Genomic DNA, 17,778 nt, shown 5'->3' with positions numbered 1-17,778 from the left:
AATCCCCGGGTGCGCACCGGGTACGACGGGGCTCACGGTCGTCGGACCGGGCCGTGACCCGAGGGTCAGCGGACCAGGCCCCAGCGGAAGCCGAGCGCGACGGCGTGCGCCCGGTCCGAGGCGCCGAGCTTCTTGAACAGCCTGCGGGCGTGCGTCTTGACCGTGTCCTCGGACAGGAAGAGCTCGCGCCCGATCTCCGCGTTGGACCGGCCGTGGCTCATGCCCTCCAGCACCTGGATCTCGCGCGCGGTGAGCGTGGGCGCGGCGCCCATCTCGGCCGAGCGGAGCCGGCGCGGGGCCAGTCGCCAGGTCGGGTCGGCGAGGGCCTGGGTGACCGTGGCCCGCAGTTCGGCGCGCGAGGCGTCCTTGTGCAGGTATCCCCGGGCGCCGGCGGCGACCGCGAGTGCCACGCCGTCCAGGTCCTCGGCGACCGTCAGCATGATGATGCGGGCGCCGGGGTCGGCCGAGAGCAGCCGGCGGACCGTCTCGACACCGCCCAGCCCGGGCATCCGTACATCCATCAGAATCAGGTCGGAGCGGTCGGCACCCCAGCGGCGGAGGACTTCCTCGCCGTTGGCAGCCGTCGTCACACGCTCGACGCCGGGCACGGTGGCAACCGCGCGGCGGAGCGCCTCTCGGGCAAGCGGGGAGTCGTCGCAGACGAGGACGGATGTCATGACCGCCCTCCGCAGCTGCTGATGCGCGTCACCTTGAGCCTCCAGGCTGGTACGTATCGTCACCTGTGCGGTCGATGCTCCCGGACACCTGTCCGAGAACTTATTGGTTCAACCGCCTTCGCACTCTCAACGATGGTCACTCGAAAGAGTTACGGGTCGGACGGACACCTTCGGCACTCTACGTGAGGAAGCGAACACGACACGGACGCCACAAGGCAACTGTCCTCCATCTGGAGCTATGCCCTATTTGGCGGCTTTCCTTCCGTTTGGCACATGTCTGAGGCTAGATTCCCAATGAGTCATATTTACATCTACTCCGACAGTAGGTGTGGAGACCCTTGGAGACATGGACCGTATCCGCCTCAGTACCGGCACCAAGAGGACTACCCATGGCAGATTTCTCCCGCCTCCCCGGACCGAACGCCGACCTCTGGGACTGGCAGCTGCTCGCCGCCTGCCGCGGGGTCGACAGCTCCCTCTTCTTCCACCCGGAAGGCGAGCGGGGCGCGGCCAGGAGCGCGCGCGAGGCCTCGGCTAAAGAGGTCTGCATGAGATGCCCGGTCCGCGCGGAATGTGCCGCGCACGCGCTCGCCGTCCGCGAGCCCTACGGAGTGTGGGGAGGACTGACGGAGGACGAGCGGGAGGAACTGATGGGCCGCGCGCGCCACCGCCTGATCCCCGCTTCCAGCGCGATCGGACCGATCACACCCCACTGAACAGACGAACAAACACACGAAGGAACGTTCCTTCGATCCGTCGCGCCCACCGGGCGCGCCGCGGTCCGGGGCGAAACGTCACGCGTTCGGCCGTACGTGCCCGCCAGAGACGTACGGTCAGCGCGTGGCGGCCCGCTCCAGCTCGGCCAGGGTCGCGGCGACGGCCGGCACCCGGGCCAGGTCGGGCAGGGTCAGCGCCACGACCTCCCGCTCCACGGCCGGCTCCACGGCCACCGTGCTGACGCCCTTGGCCCGTACGGACTCCACCGCGAGCTCCGGCAGCACGGCGACGCCCAGTCCCGCCCCCACCAGGCCGACGACCGCCGGGTAGTCGTCGGTCGCGAAGTCGATCCGCGGGGTGAAGCCCGCGGACTCGCACACCTCCACCAGGTGGCGGCGGCAGCGCGGACAGCCCGCGATCCACGGCTCGTCCGCCAGCTCCGCCATGCCCACGCGCTCCGCCCCGGCCAGCCGGTGCCCCTCGGGGACCAGTCCGACGAGCCGGTCGGTCAGCAGCGGGCGCACCACCAGGTCCTCCCACTCCGCCGCGGATCCGGCGGACCCGCCGTAGCGGAAGGCCAGCGCCAGGTCGCAGTCGCCCTCGCGCAGCATCTCCACCGAGCGCGGCGGTTCGGCCTCGACCAGGGAGATGCGGGTTCCCGGGTGCTCGGCGCGCATCGCGGCGAGCGCGGTGGGCACCAGCGTGGAGCTGCCGCTGGGGAAGGACACCAGCCGGACCCGGCCCGCGCGCAGCCCGGCGATCGCCGCGACCTCCTCCTCGGCGGCGGTCAGCCCGGCCAGGATCCCCGCGGCGTGCCGGACCAGGGCCTCGCCGGCCTGGGTCAGCCGCATCTCGCGGCCGGTGCGGATGAGCAGCGGGGTGCCGGCCGACTGCTCCAGCGCCTTCATCTGCTGGGAGACGGCCGGCTGGGTGCACCCGAGCTCGCGGGCGGCGGCGGAGAAGGACCCGGTCCCGGCAACAGCGCGCAGAACACGGAGATGACGTGCCTCGATCACCCCTCGAGCATAAGCCCTGCTTTGACCGTCGAGCGGATATCCACTCGGCACTTTGGGGCCGCTCGGCTAGTTTGCTTTCATGGGCGCCATGCATCTGATCTCCGTGAACCTCGGCCGCGCCACGGCCGTCGACTACACCGACGCGGAAAGCGGGCTGACCGGACACGGCAAGCGCCCGGTCCCCGGACCGGTCCGCGTCGTCGCCCCCGGCGACAAGGCCACCGGCCTGGGCAGCGGTCTCGAGGGCGACGCCGTCTGCAACCGCCGCCACCACGGCGGCGACCACCAGGCCGTCTACGCGTACGCGCGCGAGGACCTGGACCTGTGGGAGGCGGAGCTCGGCCGCGAGCTGCCGGCCGGGACGTTCGGCGAGAACTTCACCACCTCCGGCATCGACCTGAACACCGCGCGCCTCGGCGACCGGTGGCGGGTGGGCGCGGACCTGGTCCTCGAAGTGGCCTCGGCCCGCATCCCGTGCCGGACCTTCCAGGGGATCCTCGGCGAGAGCGGCTGGGTCAAGCGGTTCACCCGGGAGGCACGGCCGGGCGCGTACTTGCGGGTGATCGAGGAGGGCTCGGTCTCCCCCGGCGACGGCATCGAGATCATCCACCGTCCGGAGCACGACGTGACGGTGCAGCTGTGGTTCCGCGCCTTCACCACCGAGCGCGCCCTGCTGCCGCGCACGCTGGCGGCGGGCGCGGCGATGGAGCCGGAGGCCCACGAGCGGGTGCGGCAGTACGTGGAGAAGTACGGGGCCGGGGACGGGGCGAGGTAACGCCGTCACCCGGGGCGGCTAGGTTGCGCCTATGACGACTGCGTTGATTACGGGATCCACGGCGGGCATCGGCGCCGCCTTCGCCCGGCGGCTCGCCGCCCAGGGCCACAACCTGGTGCTGGTGGCGCGTGACACCGAGCGGCTGGGCGAGCAGGCCACCGAGCTGCACGACCGGCACGGCATCGAGGCCGAGGTGCTGGCCGCCGACCTCTCCACGGAGGAGGGCATCGCGGCGGTCGAGCTGCGGCTCGGCGACCGCACCCACCCGGTGGACCTGCTGGTCAACAACGCGGGCTTCGGCAACAAGGGCCGCTACCTCGAGGTCTCCATGACCGACGAGCTCACCATGCTCAAGGTGCACGTCGAGGCGGTGCTGCGGCTGACCTCGGCGGCGACCGGGTCGATGCGCTCGCGCGGGCGCGGCGGCGTGATCAACGTGGCCTCGGTGGCGGCGTTCGTACCGCGCGGCACCTACGGGGCGAGCAAGGCCTGGGTCGTGCAGTTCACCCAGGGCGCGGCGCGGGACCTGGCGGGCTCCGGGGTGCGGCTGATGGCCCTGTGCCCCGGCTTCGTGCGCACCGAGTTCCACCAGCGCGCGGGCATGGGCACCGACAACATCCCCGGCTGGATGTGGCTCGACGCCGACAAGCTGGTGGCCGCGGCCCTGGCGGACCTGGCGCGCGGCAAGACGGTGTCGATCCCCGACCCGCGGTACAAGGCGCTGATGGGCGTGGTGAAGCTGACGCCGCGCGGGCTGCTGGGCGGGGTGTCGTCCCGGACGGGCCGCAAGTACGGACCCCAGTGAGCGGCGACCCGCGACCCGCAGACCGGTAACTCGCCGGTAAACCCGCCAAATGGGTGAAATCTACTTAAAATGGACGTGTCCCATCCAGCCCGGGAGACGCCATGACATTCATACAGATAATCGATTACAAGACCAGTCGGCAGGACGACCTCAACCAGCTGCTCGACCGGTACGTCTCGCAGAGCCAGGGCAAGCGCACCGTCACCCACAGCATCGTGGGCAAGGACCGCGAGAACGAGAACCACTACGTGGACGTGGTCGAATTCCCCTCGTACGAAGAGGCCATGAGGAACTCTCAGCTCCCGGAGACGGACACGATGTTCCAGGAGATGGTGGCCCTGTGCGAGGGGATGCCGACCTTCACCAACCTCGACGTGGTCCGCGACGAGAGCATCAACAAGCACATGGTGAACCGGATGTTCGACGAGTGCATCACGAAGGGGAACCTCGACGTCCTCGACGAGATGGTCGCGGCCCGGTACATCGACCACGACACCATGAAGGACGTCTCCGTCGCAGGCCGCGACGCCGTGCGCGAGGACATCACGGCCTGGCGCGACGCGTTCGACTTCCGCTTCACCACGGACGCGCAGCTGGCCGAGGGCGACTACGTCACCACGGTGTGGAGCTGGGCCGGGACCCACAAGGGCGAGTTCCGGGGCATCGCACCGACCGGCAAGAAGTGCACCATGACCGGCACCACGACGTTCCGCTGCGAGGACGGGATGATCGCGGAGGGCTGGTGGCACGTGGACGCCATGGGCCTGATGCGCCAGCTGGGCGCCATCTAGCCCGCACACACGGGAAGGCCCCGCCCCGCGGATGCGGGACGGGGCCTTCCGAGCGCGGTGCTCGATCAGTGGCTGTGGCCGTGACCGTGGCCGTGGCCCGCGTCGGCCTCTTCCTCGGCCGGCCTCTCGACGACCAGGGTCTCGGTCGTGAGCAGCAGGGAGGCGATGGAAGCGGCGTTCTCCAGCGCGGAGCGGGTGACCTTCACCGGGTCGATGACGCCGGCCTTGACCAGGTCGCCGTACTCGCCGGTGGCGGCGTTGAAGCCCTGGCCCTTCTCGAGCTCGGCGACCTTCGAGGTGATGACGTAACCCTCGAGGCCGGCGTTCTCGGCGATCCAGCGCAGCGGCTCGACGGCGGCGCGGCGCACGACCGCGACACCGGTGGCCTCGTCGCCGGTCAGGCCGAGGTTGCCCTCGAGGACCTTTACGGCGTGGACGAGCGCGGAGCCACCGCCGGAGACGATGCCCTCCTCGACCGCGGCGCGGGTCGCCGAGATGGCGTCCTCGAGACGGTGCTTCTTCTCCTTGAGCTCCACCTCGGTGGCGGCGCCGACCTTGATGACGCAGACGCCGCCGGCGAGCTTCGCCAGGCGCTCCTGCAGCTTCTCGCGGTCCCAGTCGGAGTCCGTGGACTCGATCTCGGCCTTGATCTGGTTGACACGGCCGACGACTTCCTCGTGGCTGCCGCCACCGTCGACGATGGTCGTGTCGTCCTTGGAGATCGTGACGCGGCGGGCGGAGCCCAGTACGTCCAGACCGGCCTGGTCGAGCTTGAGGCCGACCTCCTCGGCGATGACGGTGGCACCGGTGAGGGTGGCCATGTCCTGCAGCATCGCCTTGCGGCGGTCACCGAAGCCCGGGGCCTTGACGGCCACCGCGTTGAAGGTGCCGCGGATCTTGTTGACGACCAGGGTCGACAGGGCCTCGCCCTCGACGTCCTCGGCGATGATCAGCAGCGGCTTCGAGGCGCCGGCCTGGATGACCTTCTCGAGCAGCGGCAGGAGGTCCTGGATGGAGGAGATCTTGCCCTGGTTGATCAGGATGTACGGGTCGTCGAGGACGGCCTCCATACGCTCCTGGTCGGAGACCATGTACGGCGAGAGGTAGCCCTTGTCGAAGGCCATGCCCTCGGTGAACTCCAGCTCCAGGCCGAAGGCGTTGGACTCCTCGACGGTGATGACACCGTCCTTGCCGACCTTGTCCATCGCCTCGGCGATGAGCTCGCCGACCTGCTGGTCCTGCGCGGAGAGCGCGGCCACGGCGGCGATGTCGGACTTGTCCTCGATCGGGCGGGCGGTCGCGAGGAGGTCCTCGGACACGGCCTTGACCGCGGCGTCGATGCCCTTCTTCAGGGCGGCCGGGGACGCGCCCGCGGCGACGTTGCGCAGACCCTCGCGGACCAGCGCCTGGGCCAGCACGGTGGCGGTGGTGGTGCCGTCGCCCGCGATGTCGTTGGTCTTGGTCGCCACCTCCTTCACGAGCTGCGCGCCCAGGTTCTCGTACGGGTCGTCCAGCTCGACCTCGCGCGCGATGGTGACGCCGTCGTTGGTGATGGTGGGGGCGCCGAACTTCTTGTCGATGACGACGTTGCGGCCCTTGGGGCCGATCGTCACCTTGACCGTGTCGGCAAGCTTGTTGACGCCGCGCTCGAGGGCGCGACGGGCGTCCTCGTCGAACTTCAGAATCTTCGGCATGGGAGCGGTTCAGTCCTCTCGTTGCGATCGGCCGCTCACCGCGACCGCCACCGCCTGGAACGAACTACGCCCCTCGCCGCCCGGCATCAGCAGGGTGACCAGGGGCGCAGCTCAAACAAAAACTTGAAGCGAATTACTTCTCGACGATCGCGAGCACGTCGCGAGCCGAGAGGACGAGGTACTCCTCGCCGCTGTACTTCACTTCGGTGCCGCCGTACTTGCTGTACAGCACGATGTCGCCGACGTTGACGTCCAGCGGGAGACGCTGGCCGTCCTCGAAACGGCCCGGGCCCACGGCGAGGACGACGCCCTCCTGGGGCTTCTCCTTCGCGGTGTCCGGGATGACCAGGCCGGAGGCCGTGGTCTGCTCGGCGTCGAGCGGCTGGACCACAATGCGGTCCTCGAGCGGCTTGATGGCAACCTTGGAGCTGGCGGTCGTCACGATCCGACCTCCCCCTTCGGAGATCCGGGGTTAACTGTCTGAGGTGGCGACCAGGTCGATCCGTCGTCGCGGGTGCCGGACCTGCCTGTCGCTGTGTTGGCACTCACCGGTGGCGAGTGCCAGGTGCGACACTATTCCGGCGATTAGCACTCGGTCAAGCGGAGTGCCAATTCTCGACGGTGCGCGTTGCGCGGCGGGGCCCCCGGAACCGGCGAAAACCCGGCGCACGGGCGTTCGATCTCATTACTCTCCCGCCATGACCAGGACAAACTCCGGCGTGCGTCCGCGCCACCTCGTACCGATCGCCGTCGGCCTGGCGGCCGGGATCTACATGCTGTCGGGCTCCGTACCGCGGCTGGCGGCCCAGGCGGCCGGGGTGGAGGGCACCTTCCTCGCCTCGCGGTGCGTGGCGGAACAGGACTCGGACGGGGACGAACACTGGATGTGCGAGGGGTCGTTCGCGGCCGGCGACGGATCGTTCACGATCCCGCGGGTCGAGGTCGACACCAGTTTCGACTCCCGGCCGGACGGGCCGCGGACCGCCTTCGTCCTCGGGCCGTCCGCCGGCACGGCCGTGCAGCCCGGCGTCCTGGTCTGGCTGGGGCCGGGGGCGGTGGGGGTGCTCTCCCTCGTGTTCCCGGTGTGGGCCGTGGGCGCGGCCTCCCGGGACGCGCTGGCGCGGAGGCGGGAGCGGGCGCCCGGGGCGGAGGGGGCATCGGGGGCGGAGGAGGTGCCCGGGGCGGAGGGGGCATCGGGGGCGGAGGAGGTGCCCGGGGCGGAGGGGGTGCCCGGGGCGGAGGGGGTGCCCGGGGCCGCGGCCGGCGCCTCGGCCGGGCAGGCGCGGAGCGCGCGGTGAGTACCCGTACTCAGGCGCCCGGCCCCGTCCCGGCGCGATACTGCGCGCCATGACGACACAGTCGCGGCGGCCCCTCCACTGGACGGCGGACATCGTGCTGGCCATCTTCACCGGCACACTGGTGGCCTCGGTGCTGGTCGCGGGGGTCCTGTGGGCCTCCCTCGCGGCGTTCGGCCTGATCATGCCCTTCGCGCCCGAGGGCTCCCACTGGCAGGGGATTCCGCTCACCGTCGAGGCGTACGTGTTCCTCGGCGCCATGTGCTTCGTGTGCGCCGGGACCGCCTTCGGTTTCGCCTGGCGGCGCGCGTGGTTCTCGGCTGCCGTGCACAGTGCGATCTTCGCCCTGGTCATCGGGACGCTGCTGATGATGGTGATCACCTCGTACCGGGCGGCGTCCCCGCAGGAGACCGGCCCGGACCCCGCGTCCACGGGCTCGGGCCACGTGTGCCGCAGCGGCGGCGACAGCAGCGAGTGCCCGGGCGGCTGAGCCCGATATGTAACGCTTGGGCCGTGCGCATCCTCGTGGTCGAAGACGAAGAGGGCCTCGCCGAATCCCTGCGGCGCGGCCTGTCCGCCGACGGCCACCTGGTCGAGGTCGCGCACGACGGCCACCGCGGCCTGGACCTCGCCCTCGCGGGCGGCCCGTACGACGTGGTCCTCCTCGACCTGATGCTCCCGGGCATGAGCGGCTACGAGATCTGCACCCGCATGCGCGCCCACGGCGACACCACCCCGGTGCTGATGCTGACCGCCCGGGACGGCGAGTACGACGAGGCCGAGGGCCTGGACTCGGGGGCCGACGACTACCTCACCAAGCCGTTCTCCTTCGTCGTCCTCGCCGCCCGGATCCGGGCACTGGCCCGCCGCGCGGGCGGCCCGGACCGCAGCACCCTCCAGGCCGGCGACCTCTTCCTCGACCCGCAGGGCCGCCGCTGCCGCCGCGGCTCCCACGACATCGAGCTCACCGCCCGCGAACTGGGCGTACTGGCCTGTCTGATGGAGCAGCCCGGGCGGGCCGTCGCCAAGCAGGACATCCTCGACGAGGTCTGGGACACCCCGCACGGCATCGACCCGAACATCGTCGAGGTGTACGTCTCCTCGCTGCGCAGGAAGATCGACGCGCCGTTCGGCCGCCGCTCGATCCTCACCGTGCACGGGACCGGCTACCGGATGGCCCCGGACGGTGGCTAGCACCGTCCGCGCGCGTACGGCGATGGCCGCGGCCCTCGCGATGGCCGCCGTGCTGGCCACCGGCGGGCTGTGGCTGTACGCCCTGCTGCGGGCCAACCTGCTCGACAACACCACCGGGCGGACCGAGCTCGCCGCCCGCAAGGTCGCCGCCCAGGTCGACAGCCGGACCCTGCCGCCCGGCGGGCGGCTGCCCGCGCCCGAACGCGGCGTGGACCTGGTCCTCGTACGGGACGCCCAGGGGCGCACGGTGGCGACCAGCGGCGATCCGGCGGACGTCCCGGACCTCGGCGGGCTGGGGCCCGGGGGCGGTTCGGGCGGGGGTTCGGGCGGCGGGTCGGGGGAGGACTCCCGGTCGGCCGTGCTGCCGCCCGCGCGCCCCGGCGGGGAGCGGCGCGTGGCGGTCGCGGTGGAGGCGGCCGGTCCGCCGGGCGCGCACGACCCGCACACCGTGTACGCCGTGACCGTGCTGGGCGACGTCGACGACGCGACCGGGGCCGTCGCCGTCGGGCTGCTGGCGGGCGCGCCCCCGCTGATCGCCTTCGCCGCGGGCCTGGCCTGGTGGGTGACCGGGCTCGCGCTGCGCCCGGTGACCGCCATCCGCAACGAGCTGGAAGCGGTCACCGCGAGCGAGCTGGACCGGCGGGTGCCGGACCCGGGCGGGGCGGACGAGATCGCGCAGCTGGCCCGGACCGTCAACGGCACCCTGGACCGGCTGGAGCGCGCCGACGCCCGGCAGCGGCAGTTCACCGCGGACGCCTCGCACGAGCTGCGCAATCCACTGGCCGCCGTCCGCTCCCGGCTGGAGGTGGCACTGGCCATGGACCGCCCCGACCGGGAGTCGGTGGCGGCCGCGCTGGCCGACACCGAGCGGCTCCAGCGGATCGCGGCGGACCTGCTGCTGCTGGCCCGCCTCGACGGCGGGCCCGGGCCGCGGAGCGAGCCGGTCGACCTGGCGCTGCTGGCCGCGGAGGACGTGGCGCGCCGGGGCGGCCCCCGGGTGGCGCTGCGGCTGGACGCGCGGGCGCCCGTACCGGCCGCCGGCGACCCGGCGCGGCTGGAGCGGGCGCTGGCCAACCTCGTGGACAACGCCCTGCGGTACGCCCGCGCCGAGGTGGTGGTGCGGGCGGCGGCGGACACGGCGGGCGGACGCACCTGGGCGGTGCTGGAGGTCACGGACGACGGTCCGGGGATCCCGGAGGCGGACCGGGACCGGGTGTTCGAGCGGTTCGTACGCCTGGACGCGGACCGCGGCCGGGCCAGCGGCGGGACGGGGCTCGGCCTGGCCATCGCCCGGGAGATCGCGCGGGCGCACGGGGGCGACGTACGGGCGCTGCCGGCACCCGGGCCCGGCGGGGGCGCGCGGCTGGTGCTGCGCATCCCGTGCCGTTAGCGGCGGCGCCCGCGGCTCTCAGGATTCTTTCAGCGTCCTTCCCCCACCATCGACAGGCATGAGCGCGCACCGGAGGAAGACGACTGCCACAGGCCACCGCCTCTCCCGCCGGCGGCGGCTCGGCCGCACCCTGCTGATCACCGGCTGCGCGCTGGCGGTCATGGCGGGCGGCGGCGCCTGGTACCTCTACCGGGACCTGGCCTCCAGCATCGGCAGCTCCAAGGCCCTGGAGGGCGCGGAGAAGTCGAAGTACGGCGATGTGAACGTCCTGCTCATGGGCCTGGACAGCCGCAAGGACCAGAACGGCGAGGACCTGCCGGACGACGTGCTGGACAAACTGCACGCCGGCAGTTCGGACATCGGCGGCTACAACGCGAACACCCTGATCCTGCTCCACGTACCCGGCGACGGCAGCCCGGCGAAGGCCTTCTCGATACCGCGCGACGACTTCGTCGACATACCCGGCCACGGCAAGGACAAGATCAAGAAGGCCTACGGGTTCGCGAAGGAGAAGCGGCAGGAGCAGCTCGTCGCGCAGGGGGTCGGTGATCGCCGGCAGCTGGAGCGCGAGGGCCGGGAGGCGGGGCGCAAGGCGGAGATCGAGACGGTGCGGAACTTCCTGGGGGTCCCGATCGATCACTTCGCCGAGCTGAATCTGGCCGGTTTCTACCACCTCGCGGACGCGCTGGGCGGGGTACCGGTGTGCCTGAACAAGCCGGTGAAGGACCGGTACTCCGGCGCCGACTTCCCGGCGGGCCCGCAGACCCTGAACGGACAGCAGTCGCTCGCCTTCGTACGCCAGCGGCACGGCCTGGCCAGGGGTGACCTGGACCGGACGAAGAGGCAGCAGGCCTTCCTCGCGGGCGCGACGAAGAAGCTGAACTCGGCCGGGACCTTCACCGACCCGGTCAAGCTGATGAAGCTGATCGACGCCGCGAAGCAGGACGTGGTGACGGACGAGGGGTGGGATCTGCTGTCGTTCGTGAAGCAGGCGAAGAACCTGTCCGGCGGGAAGGTGCAATTCACGACACTCCCCATCGAGGGGTTCGGAAGGAACCATGGGGAGGACATCAACGTCGTAGATGATATGAAGATAAAGCGCCTCATTGCCGAGCAGATCGGGCCGAAGGCCTCGCCGAGCCCGAGCCCGAGCGACGCACCGGGCGCCGCTTCAGCCCCGGCCGCCCCGTCTGCTCCGTCCGGACGCCCCAGCTCGCCCCCGGCCTCATCCGAGTCGCCCGCCCCCACGTCCGCGTCCGGCTCCACGGACGGTGGCGGCATCCCGTGCGTGGACTGAAACCCCTGACGTCGGCGGGCGCGCGCCGCCGTACCGAGGCGCTGCTGCTGGTCTTCGTCGTCGTGATCGCCGTTTTCGGCCATGCCAACGCCGGCCTCGCCATGAACGGCGCGCTGCCGCCGAACCTGACCGGCTTCACGATCAGCATGACGCTGCTGTCGCTGGTCGGGCACCTGGGCATCCGCCGGTTCGCGGCGTACGCGGACCCGCTGATCTTCCCGCTGGCCATGCTGCTGACCGGGTTGGGGCTGGTGCTGATCCACCGCCTCGATCAGGGGTACATCGAGCGCTACAAATCGGCGGCGAACGCCCCGGACCAGCTGATGTGGACGGTGATCGGCGTCGCCGCCTGCATCCTGGTGGTCGCTCTGCTGCGCGACCACCGGCTGCTCCAGCGGTTCATCTACATCACGATGGCCGTCGCGCTGGTGCTGCTGATCGCGCCCGCCTTCTTCGGTGCGGACACGTACGGCGCGAAGCGGTGGATCGTCCTCTTCGGCTTCTCCCTTCAGCCGGGCGAGTTCGTGAAGATCATGATCGCGATCTTCTTCGCGGGCTATCTGGTCATCCACCGGGACTCGCTGGCCCTGACGGGCCGCAAGTTCCTCGGCGTGCGGCTGCCCCCGATGCGGCAGCTGGGACCGATCATCACGGTGTGGATCGTCTCGATGCTGGTGCTGGTCTTCGAACGCGACCTCGGCACCTCGCTGATCTTCTTCGGCGTCTTCGTGGTGATGCTGTACGTGGCCACCGAGCGCACCAGCTGGATCGTGTGCGGCCTGCTCATGGCGGCGGTGGGCGCTTTCGCGGTGGGCTCGACGGAACCGCACGTCAAGGCGCGCGTGGCGGCGTGGCTCAACCCGCTGTCGTACTACTGGGAGCACCCGCCGCCGGGGGTCACCTCGGACCAGTCCGCGCAGGCGCTGTTCAGCTTCGGCACCGGCGGGATCTCCGGGACGGGTCTCGGCATGGGGCACCCGGAGCTGATCAAGTTCGCGGGCCGGAGCGACTTCATCCTCACCACGGTCGGCGAGGAACTCGGGCTGGCCGGGGTGATGGCGGTCCTGATCCTGTACGCGCTCCTCGTGCAGCGCGGGCTGCGGATGGCGCTCGGCGCCCGCGACCCCTTCGGCAAGCTGCTGGCGGTGGGCCTCGCCTCGGCGCTGGCCCTCCAGGTCTTCGTGGTCGCGGGCGGCGTGACGGGCCTGATCCCCCTGACGGGCAAGGCCCTGCCGTTCCTGGCGAAGGGCGGCTCGTCCCTCCTGGCCAACTGGATCATGATCGCCCTGCTCCTGCGCATCAGCGACAGCGCGGAACGCCAACGCGAGGCGGACGCCCGCGGCCCGGCGGAAACGACGATCACCCCGGTGGTGACGGCGGCTTTCACCCGCGCGGGAGCCGACTGACCACGAGGGGTCAGGCGTCGAAGTCGTACTCCAGGACGTAGGACGCGGAGTCGAGGGTCATCTCGTTGACTTCCACGGCCCGCCCGCCTTCGGTGAACGCGGTGCGGATGATCTGGATGACGGGGGTGCCCAGCGCAAGCGAGAGGCGTTCGGCCTCGGCCGCCGACGGCATCCGGGAGCGGATCTCCTCCCGGAAGTGGACCGGCTCGTGGCCCAGTTCGGCCAGGCGGGCGTACGTCCCGCCGGGGCCGGAGTCGAGCTGGGTGATCGCGGACGCGGCGACGACGTCGGAGGGGAGGTGCGAGGTCGCGAACAGCACCGGCTTGCCGTCGAGCACGAAACGGCGGGTGCGCACCCAGACCGGCGCGCCGGGCGGCACTCCGAGGGCGTCGGCGACGCGATCGCCCGCCGTCTCCTCGCGTACCTCGATCTGGTCGACGACGAGTTCGCGGCCTTCGGTATCGGCGGACCAGATGGACCGGCCCGAGCCCCACTGCTCCTGCGCCAGCCGCTGGATGCCACGCCGCCGCAGGGGCCTGAAGGTCCGGACGAAGACGCCGGCACCCTTCCGCGCCTCCGCGAGGCCTTCGTTCTGGAGCACGGCGAGGGCCTGGCGTGCGGTCATCCGTGCGACCTCGTAGGTGGCCATGAGGTCGTTCTCACCGGGCAGACGGTCACCGGGACCGTACTCGCCCGCCTGGATGGCCGACTTCAGCGCGTCCGCGATCCGCTGGTACTTCGGCTGACGGGCGCCGCCCTGGCTGGTCATGAACCGATCACTCCTTCGCCCCTCCGGACACCCTAGGGCCAGGGGCATGCCCCCGCACGCACCGGCTGCGGCCGTCCGCGGTGCCTGCGGGCGGGAGTTCACCACCGCGGTCGGCAACATCGAGGCCGCCGAAGGCCGGGACCCCGGGCCCGCGCGCGGGGGTGGTTACAGGTAGTCCTCCAGGCGGCCTATCCGGTAGCCCTGTTCCTGGATGCGCTGGAGCATGCGCGTGGTCATCTGGGTTTCCGTCGAGCCCTTGAGTTCGGCCGGGCCGCGGAAGTGGGCCAGGATGATGTCGCCCGGTTTGAGGGCGGAGCCCTCGGCGTACTGGAAATTGTTGATCTGCATCGAGACCCGCCACAGCACCAGGGACGAGACCCCGCACTCCGAGGCGGCCCGGAGGGTGTCGTCGTTGTAGTTGCCGAAAGGCGGCCGGAAGAGCGGCGGGCGCTGGCCGAAGCGTTTCTCCAGGCGGTCCTGCTGGCCGCATATCTGCTGCTTCTGCGCCTCGTAGGAGAGGGTCCGCAGGTTCGGGTGCGTCAGGGTGTGGTTGTTCACCGTGCTGCCGGAGCCGTTGTCGCGGAGCTTCTCGAAGTGCCCGTAGTCCGACGAGGCCACGCTGTCCGTCAGGAACATGCTGATCGGCAGCTTCAGGTCGGCCGCCATCTTCAGGAACTCGGGGTCCTTCTCCGCGCCGTCGTCGAAGGTCAGGAAGACGACCTTGTCGTCCGGCGCGACGGGTATTCGGTCTATCACCGGCACCTTGCCGGGCCCCGCCTTCGGGACCTGCGGCTTCTGGGCGGGCTTGGGCGCGTACTCGAGGGGGCCCGTCAGGCCCCACTTGCGGTACGCCTCGTCCGCCGCGGGGGCCGAGGCCGACGCGGACGGCGACGCGGGAGCGTCCGAGGCCCCCTGCGTCGCCTTCGCCCTGGGCCCCAGCCGCTCGGTGGGGGCCGCACCGTCCCCGCACCCCGTGAGGGACAGCGCCAGCGCGCCGGCCGCCAGCGATCCGGCTACCAACCGGCGCGCGTACTTCACAGATAGTCCTCCAGGCGAGCCACGGCGTACCCCTTGTCCGTGACGGTCTTCATGACGTGACGGATCATGTCAGGCATGGTGCCCTTCCAGTCTTCCTTGCCCCGGAAGTGGGTCAGGATGATGTCGCCGGGGTGCAGGTCGCGGTCCCACTCGCGGTACTCCATCCGGTTCGGGAAGGCCTCCGCATTCCATAGTGGCACCGCCTTGATCCCGCAGCTCTTCGCCGCCCGCAGCGTGTCCTGGTTGTAGTTGCCGTACGGCGGGCGGAAGAGGGTGGGGCGCTTGCCGAACTGCTTCTGGATCGTGTCCTGCTGGCCGCAGATCTCCTCGCGCTGCTGCTCGTACGAGAGGCCGGGCATGTACCGGTGGTTGAGCGTGTGGTTGTTCAGGGTGACGCCGGCGCTCTGCATCGCCTTGAAGTACGGGTAGTCGTCCTTGACGATGTAGTCGCTGAGGAAGGCCGTGTACGGGATCTTCAGCTCCTGCATCATCTTCAGGAACTCGGGGTCCTTCTCCGCGCCGTCGTCGACCGTCAGGAAGACGACCTTCTCCTCCGTGTCGACGGTGGTGAAGACCGGCGGGTACTCCTCCTGGTCCTCCACCTCGAAGCCGTCGCGCGTGGTGATCTCGGGCTTCTCCTTCGGCGCCGGCGGGGCGGTGAGCGGGGGCTTGGCCAGCCGCCACTTCTTGGCCGCCACGATGCGCGCCTGCTGGGCCGCCTTGGCCTTCTCGGCGGCGCTGAGCGCGCCCGCCGCGCCCGCCTCCGCACCCTTGGCCGCCTTCGCCTTCTCGGCCCTGTCCGGCGCCTCGGACTCCCCGGAGCCGCACGCCGTGCCGAGGGCGGCTACCAGCAGGGCGGCCACGGCCACCCCGAACCGGCCGTGCGGACCCGCCGCGTACCGGTGACCCTGTTGCGTCTTATCTTCCTTTTGTCCGACTAGCTGCATAGCTGCGCATCCTGGCACCCGACACGCGGGCTCCCGGGAAGACACCGCGAGCGGAGCCCCACCTTCCACCGACTGGCCCACACCCCCGCCCGCCCCAGCCCGCCCCCGTGCGCCGCCCTTCCGTCGCCGACAATGGACACGTGACCCCCGAAGACTTCGCCGCCCTCCTCACCCCCGAGGGGCGCGCCCTCCTCGACTCGCTCCGCGACCACGACCCCGCCCAGGAGCTGGCCCTCGCCACCCGGCTGCGCCGCGAGCACCCCGCCGGACTGGTCTCCGCCGCGCTCGGGCAGGCCCGGCTGCGCCAGCGCGCGGTGGTGAAGTTCGGCGCCGAGGACGCGTTCCGGATGTACTTCACGCCGGGCGGCGGCGAGATGGCGACCCGCGCCTCCGTGGCCTCGTACCGCGCCGAACGGCTGGCCCGCCTCGGCGTGCGCAGCCTCGCCGACCTGTGCTGCGGCATCGGCGGGGACGCCCTCGCCCTGGCGCGGCTCGGCATCCGGGTGCTCGCCGTCGATCACGACCCGCTGACCGTCGCCGTGGCCCGGGCCAACGCCGAGGCGCTGGGGCTGGCGGACCTGATCGAGGTCCGCGAGGCGGACGTGACGGAGGTGGACACGGCCGGCTACGACGCCGTCTTCGTCGACCCGGCCCGGCGCGGCGGGCGCGGCCGGATCTTCGACCCGGAGTCCTACTCGCCGCCGCTGTCCTGGGCCGTGCAGACGGCCCGTGGCGCGAAGTGCGCCGCGATCAAGATCGCCCCCGGGATCCCGCACGAGGCGGTCCCGGCGGAGGCCGAGGCCGAGTGGATCTCCGACCAGGGGGACGTCAAGGAGGCCGTGCTCTGGTTCGGGACCTCGCCGGGGACCGTGCGCGCCACCCTGCTGCCCGGGCCGCGCGCCCTGCACACCGCCGATCCGCTGCCCGACCCGGAGGCGGGCCCGGTCGGCCGCTGGCTCTACGAGCCCGACGGCGCCGTGATCCGCGCGCACCTCGTGGCCGAGGTCGCCGAACAGCTGGGCGGCCGGCTGATCGACCCGACGATCGCGTACATCACCGCCGACGAGCTGCGCGCGACCCCGTACGCGACGGCGTACGAGATCACCGACGTCCTGCCCTTCGGGCTGAAGAAGCTGAAGGCGCTGCTGCGGGAGCGCGGTGTGGGCGTCCTGACCGTGAAGAAGCGCGGCTCGGCCGTCGAGCCAGAGGAGCTCCGCAAGAAGGTGAAGCCGCAGGGCCCGAACTCGGCGACGGTGTTCCTGACCCGCGTCGCGGGCGCCCCGTCCATGCTGATCGGGTCGCCGGTCCGCGAGCTATGACGCGGGTGCGCGCAAGGCCCGGACCGCCCAGCGCTGGTGGGCGGCCGCCTTGGCGAGGCCCAGCAGGCCGGTGACCCACAGGATCTGGCCGATGCCCATGAGGTACGCGGTCTCGCCGTAGGTCGTACGGACCGGGTCGGCCGGGGCCGCGGCGGCGAAGGCCACCCACAGCCCGAACGCGCCCAGGGCGACCGAGGCCACCAGCCAGGTCAGGCTCCGCCCGGGCGCCCGTACGCGGGCGTCGGCCACCGGGTCCCGGCCCGACTCCGCCCAGGCCTGGAGCAGCCGGCGCACCTGCCGCTCGCGCCGGGCGCCCCGGACGCACCAGAACCCGGCCGGGACCAGCACGCCCGCTCCGAGGGCGGCGAGGACGAGGCCGTGGACGTAGCCGAAGGGGTCGTGCTGCTCGAAGGCCATCCAGGCCATGCCGACGAAGCACCAGCCGAGCACGCACACCGCCGCGACGGCCCACAGGCGCAGCAGCCGCCCCACGCCCAGGCTGCGCCGCCCCAGATCGCTCAGGAACCGTGCGCGGTCGGCCCGTACGGCGGCCTCGTCCAGCCAGTCGCGCAGGTGCGCGGGCGGCGGCGGGGGCGGCAGGTCACGGCGAGACATGCGCAAGACCATAACGGCGCCGGCCGGCCCGGA

At 71.7% G+C, this 17,778-nt stretch carries 20 protein-coding genes; 12 read left to right on the top strand and 8 right to left on the bottom strand.

The window, feature by feature from the left end; genetic code table 11:
• Positions 1–65: 65 nt before the first annotated feature.
• Positions 66–677 carry a response regulator transcription factor gene (locus ACTVZO_RS25405; RefSeq protein ID WP_003948568.1) on the bottom strand — a complete coding sequence of 204 codons (612 nt, stop codon included), beginning with the start codon at positions 675–677 and terminating at the stop codon, positions 66–68.
• Between the two features lie 389 nt (positions 678–1,066).
• Between ACTVZO_RS25405 and ACTVZO_RS25400 the strand changes: the two genes are divergently transcribed.
• Positions 1,067–1,393 (top strand): WhiB family transcriptional regulator, encoded by a 327-nt coding sequence (locus ACTVZO_RS25400; RefSeq protein ID WP_069921560.1) that lies wholly within the window; start codon positions 1,067–1,069, stop codon positions 1,391–1,393.
• A gap of 117 nt (positions 1,394–1,510) precedes the next feature.
• On the opposite strand, the gene ACTVZO_RS25395 is transcribed toward ACTVZO_RS25400, so the two are convergent.
• Positions 1,511–2,410, bottom strand: coding sequence for a LysR family transcriptional regulator (locus tag ACTVZO_RS25395; protein WP_384228621.1), 900 nt, complete (start codon positions 2,408–2,410; stop codon positions 1,511–1,513).
• Positions 2,411–2,498: 88 nt separating this feature from the next.
• On the opposite strand from ACTVZO_RS25395, the gene ACTVZO_RS25390 reads away from it, so the two are divergent.
• The 3 genes from ACTVZO_RS25390 to ACTVZO_RS25380 all read left to right on the top strand — a co-directional run bounded on the left by ACTVZO_RS25390 (position 2,499) and on the right by ACTVZO_RS25380 (position 4,781).
• Positions 2,499–3,185 carry an MOSC domain-containing protein gene (locus ACTVZO_RS25390; RefSeq protein ID WP_443303262.1) on the top strand — a complete coding sequence of 229 codons (687 nt, stop codon included), beginning with the start codon at positions 2,499–2,501 and terminating at the stop codon, positions 3,183–3,185.
• 31 nt (positions 3,186–3,216) lie between these two features.
• The gene (locus ACTVZO_RS25385; protein ID WP_443300550.1) at positions 3,217–3,990 is read left to right on the top strand and encodes an SDR family NAD(P)-dependent oxidoreductase; all 774 of its coding nucleotides are present in this window, start codon (positions 3,217–3,219) and stop codon (positions 3,988–3,990) included.
• A gap of 101 nt (positions 3,991–4,091) precedes the next feature.
• Positions 4,092–4,781 (top strand): ester cyclase, encoded by a 690-nt coding sequence (locus ACTVZO_RS25380; RefSeq protein ID WP_443300549.1) that lies wholly within the window; start codon positions 4,092–4,094, stop codon positions 4,779–4,781.
• A gap of 65 nt (positions 4,782–4,846) precedes the next feature.
• Here ACTVZO_RS25380 and groL read toward each other — a convergent pair whose 3' ends face one another.
• Together groL and groES are read right to left on the bottom strand one after the other, a co-directional pair.
• Entirely contained in the window at positions 4,847–6,475 is a 1,629-nt protein-coding gene (gene groL, locus ACTVZO_RS25375) for a chaperonin GroEL (protein WP_443300548.1), read from the bottom strand.
• 133 nt (positions 6,476–6,608) lie between these two features.
• The gene (groES, locus tag ACTVZO_RS25370) at positions 6,609–6,917 is read right to left on the bottom strand and encodes a co-chaperone GroES (RefSeq protein WP_007265952.1); all 309 of its coding nucleotides are present in this window, start codon (positions 6,915–6,917) and stop codon (positions 6,609–6,611) included.
• Between the two features lie 256 nt (positions 6,918–7,173).
• Between groES and ACTVZO_RS25365 the strand changes: the two genes are divergently transcribed.
• Genes ACTVZO_RS25365 through ACTVZO_RS25340 form a run of 6 tightly spaced genes read left to right on the top strand, consistent with a single transcriptional unit; the run spans position 7,174 to position 13,057 of the window.
• Entirely contained in the window at positions 7,174–7,773 is a 600-nt protein-coding gene (locus ACTVZO_RS25365) for a hypothetical protein (RefSeq protein WP_443300547.1), read from the top strand.
• A 49-nt stretch (positions 7,774–7,822) separates the two neighbouring features.
• A complete protein-coding gene (locus tag ACTVZO_RS25360; RefSeq protein ID WP_443300546.1) occupies positions 7,823–8,260 on the top strand; it encodes a hypothetical protein in 438 nt (145 codons plus the stop codon).
• 23 nt (positions 8,261–8,283) lie between these two features.
• Complete coding sequence (locus ACTVZO_RS25355; RefSeq protein WP_443300545.1) at positions 8,284–8,964, top strand: response regulator transcription factor; 681 nt, start codon at positions 8,284–8,286, stop codon at positions 8,962–8,964.
• Entirely contained in the window at positions 8,957–10,354 is a 1,398-nt protein-coding gene (locus ACTVZO_RS25350; protein WP_443300544.1) for a sensor histidine kinase, read from the top strand. Before ACTVZO_RS25355 ends, ACTVZO_RS25350 begins: the two co-directional genes overlap by 8 nt.
• A 58-nt stretch (positions 10,355–10,412) precedes the next feature.
• The gene (locus tag ACTVZO_RS25345) at positions 10,413–11,651 is read left to right on the top strand and encodes an LCP family protein (protein WP_443300543.1); all 1,239 of its coding nucleotides are present in this window, start codon (positions 10,413–10,415) and stop codon (positions 11,649–11,651) included.
• Positions 11,639–13,057 carry an FtsW/RodA/SpoVE family cell cycle protein gene (locus ACTVZO_RS25340; RefSeq protein ID WP_443300542.1) on the top strand — a complete coding sequence of 473 codons (1,419 nt, stop codon included), beginning with the start codon at positions 11,639–11,641 and terminating at the stop codon, positions 13,055–13,057. The genes ACTVZO_RS25345 and ACTVZO_RS25340 overlap by 13 nt, the downstream gene beginning before the upstream one ends.
• 10 nt (positions 13,058–13,067) lie before the next feature.
• On the opposite strand, the gene ACTVZO_RS25335 is transcribed toward ACTVZO_RS25340, so the two are convergent.
• Positions 13,068–13,826 carry a GntR family transcriptional regulator gene (locus ACTVZO_RS25335; protein WP_443300541.1) on the bottom strand — a complete coding sequence of 253 codons (759 nt, stop codon included), beginning with the start codon at positions 13,824–13,826 and terminating at the stop codon, positions 13,068–13,070.
• Between the two features lie 46 nt (positions 13,827–13,872).
• Between ACTVZO_RS25335 and ACTVZO_RS25330 the strand changes: the two genes are divergently transcribed.
• Complete coding sequence (locus tag ACTVZO_RS25330) at positions 13,873–14,001, top strand: hypothetical protein (protein ID WP_443300540.1); 129 nt, start codon at positions 13,873–13,875, stop codon at positions 13,999–14,001.
• Here ACTVZO_RS25330 and ACTVZO_RS25325 read toward each other — a convergent pair.
• Positions 13,992–14,864, bottom strand: coding sequence for a polysaccharide deacetylase family protein (locus ACTVZO_RS25325; protein ID WP_443300539.1), 873 nt, complete (start codon positions 14,862–14,864; stop codon positions 13,992–13,994). The genes ACTVZO_RS25330 and ACTVZO_RS25325 overlap by 10 nt on opposite strands.
• Positions 14,861–15,733, bottom strand: a complete 873-nt coding sequence (locus ACTVZO_RS25320) for a polysaccharide deacetylase family protein (protein ID WP_443300538.1) — start codon at positions 15,731–15,733, stop codon at positions 14,861–14,863. The genes ACTVZO_RS25325 and ACTVZO_RS25320 overlap by 4 nt, the downstream gene beginning before the upstream one ends.
• A 218-nt stretch (positions 15,734–15,951) precedes the next feature.
• Between ACTVZO_RS25320 and ACTVZO_RS25315 the strand changes: the two genes are divergently transcribed.
• Positions 15,952–17,130: a class I SAM-dependent methyltransferase gene (locus tag ACTVZO_RS25315; protein ID WP_443300537.1), complete on the top strand. Its 1,179-nt coding sequence runs from the start codon at positions 15,952–15,954 to the stop codon at positions 17,128–17,130.
• Here ACTVZO_RS25315 and ACTVZO_RS25310 read toward each other — a convergent pair.
• The gene (locus ACTVZO_RS25310; protein WP_443300536.1) at positions 17,125–17,745 is read right to left on the bottom strand and encodes a hypothetical protein; all 621 of its coding nucleotides are present in this window, start codon (positions 17,743–17,745) and stop codon (positions 17,125–17,127) included. The genes ACTVZO_RS25315 and ACTVZO_RS25310 overlap by 6 nt on opposite strands.
• Positions 17,746–17,778 lie beyond the last annotated feature (33 nt).

Source organism: Streptomyces sp. IBSNAI002 (assembly GCF_052244475.1).
Lineage (GTDB): Bacteria > Actinomycetota > Actinomycetes > Streptomycetales > Streptomycetaceae > Streptomyces.
Note: the sequence above shows the minus strand (reverse complement) of the source record. Positions and strands in the feature narration are given on the sequence as shown.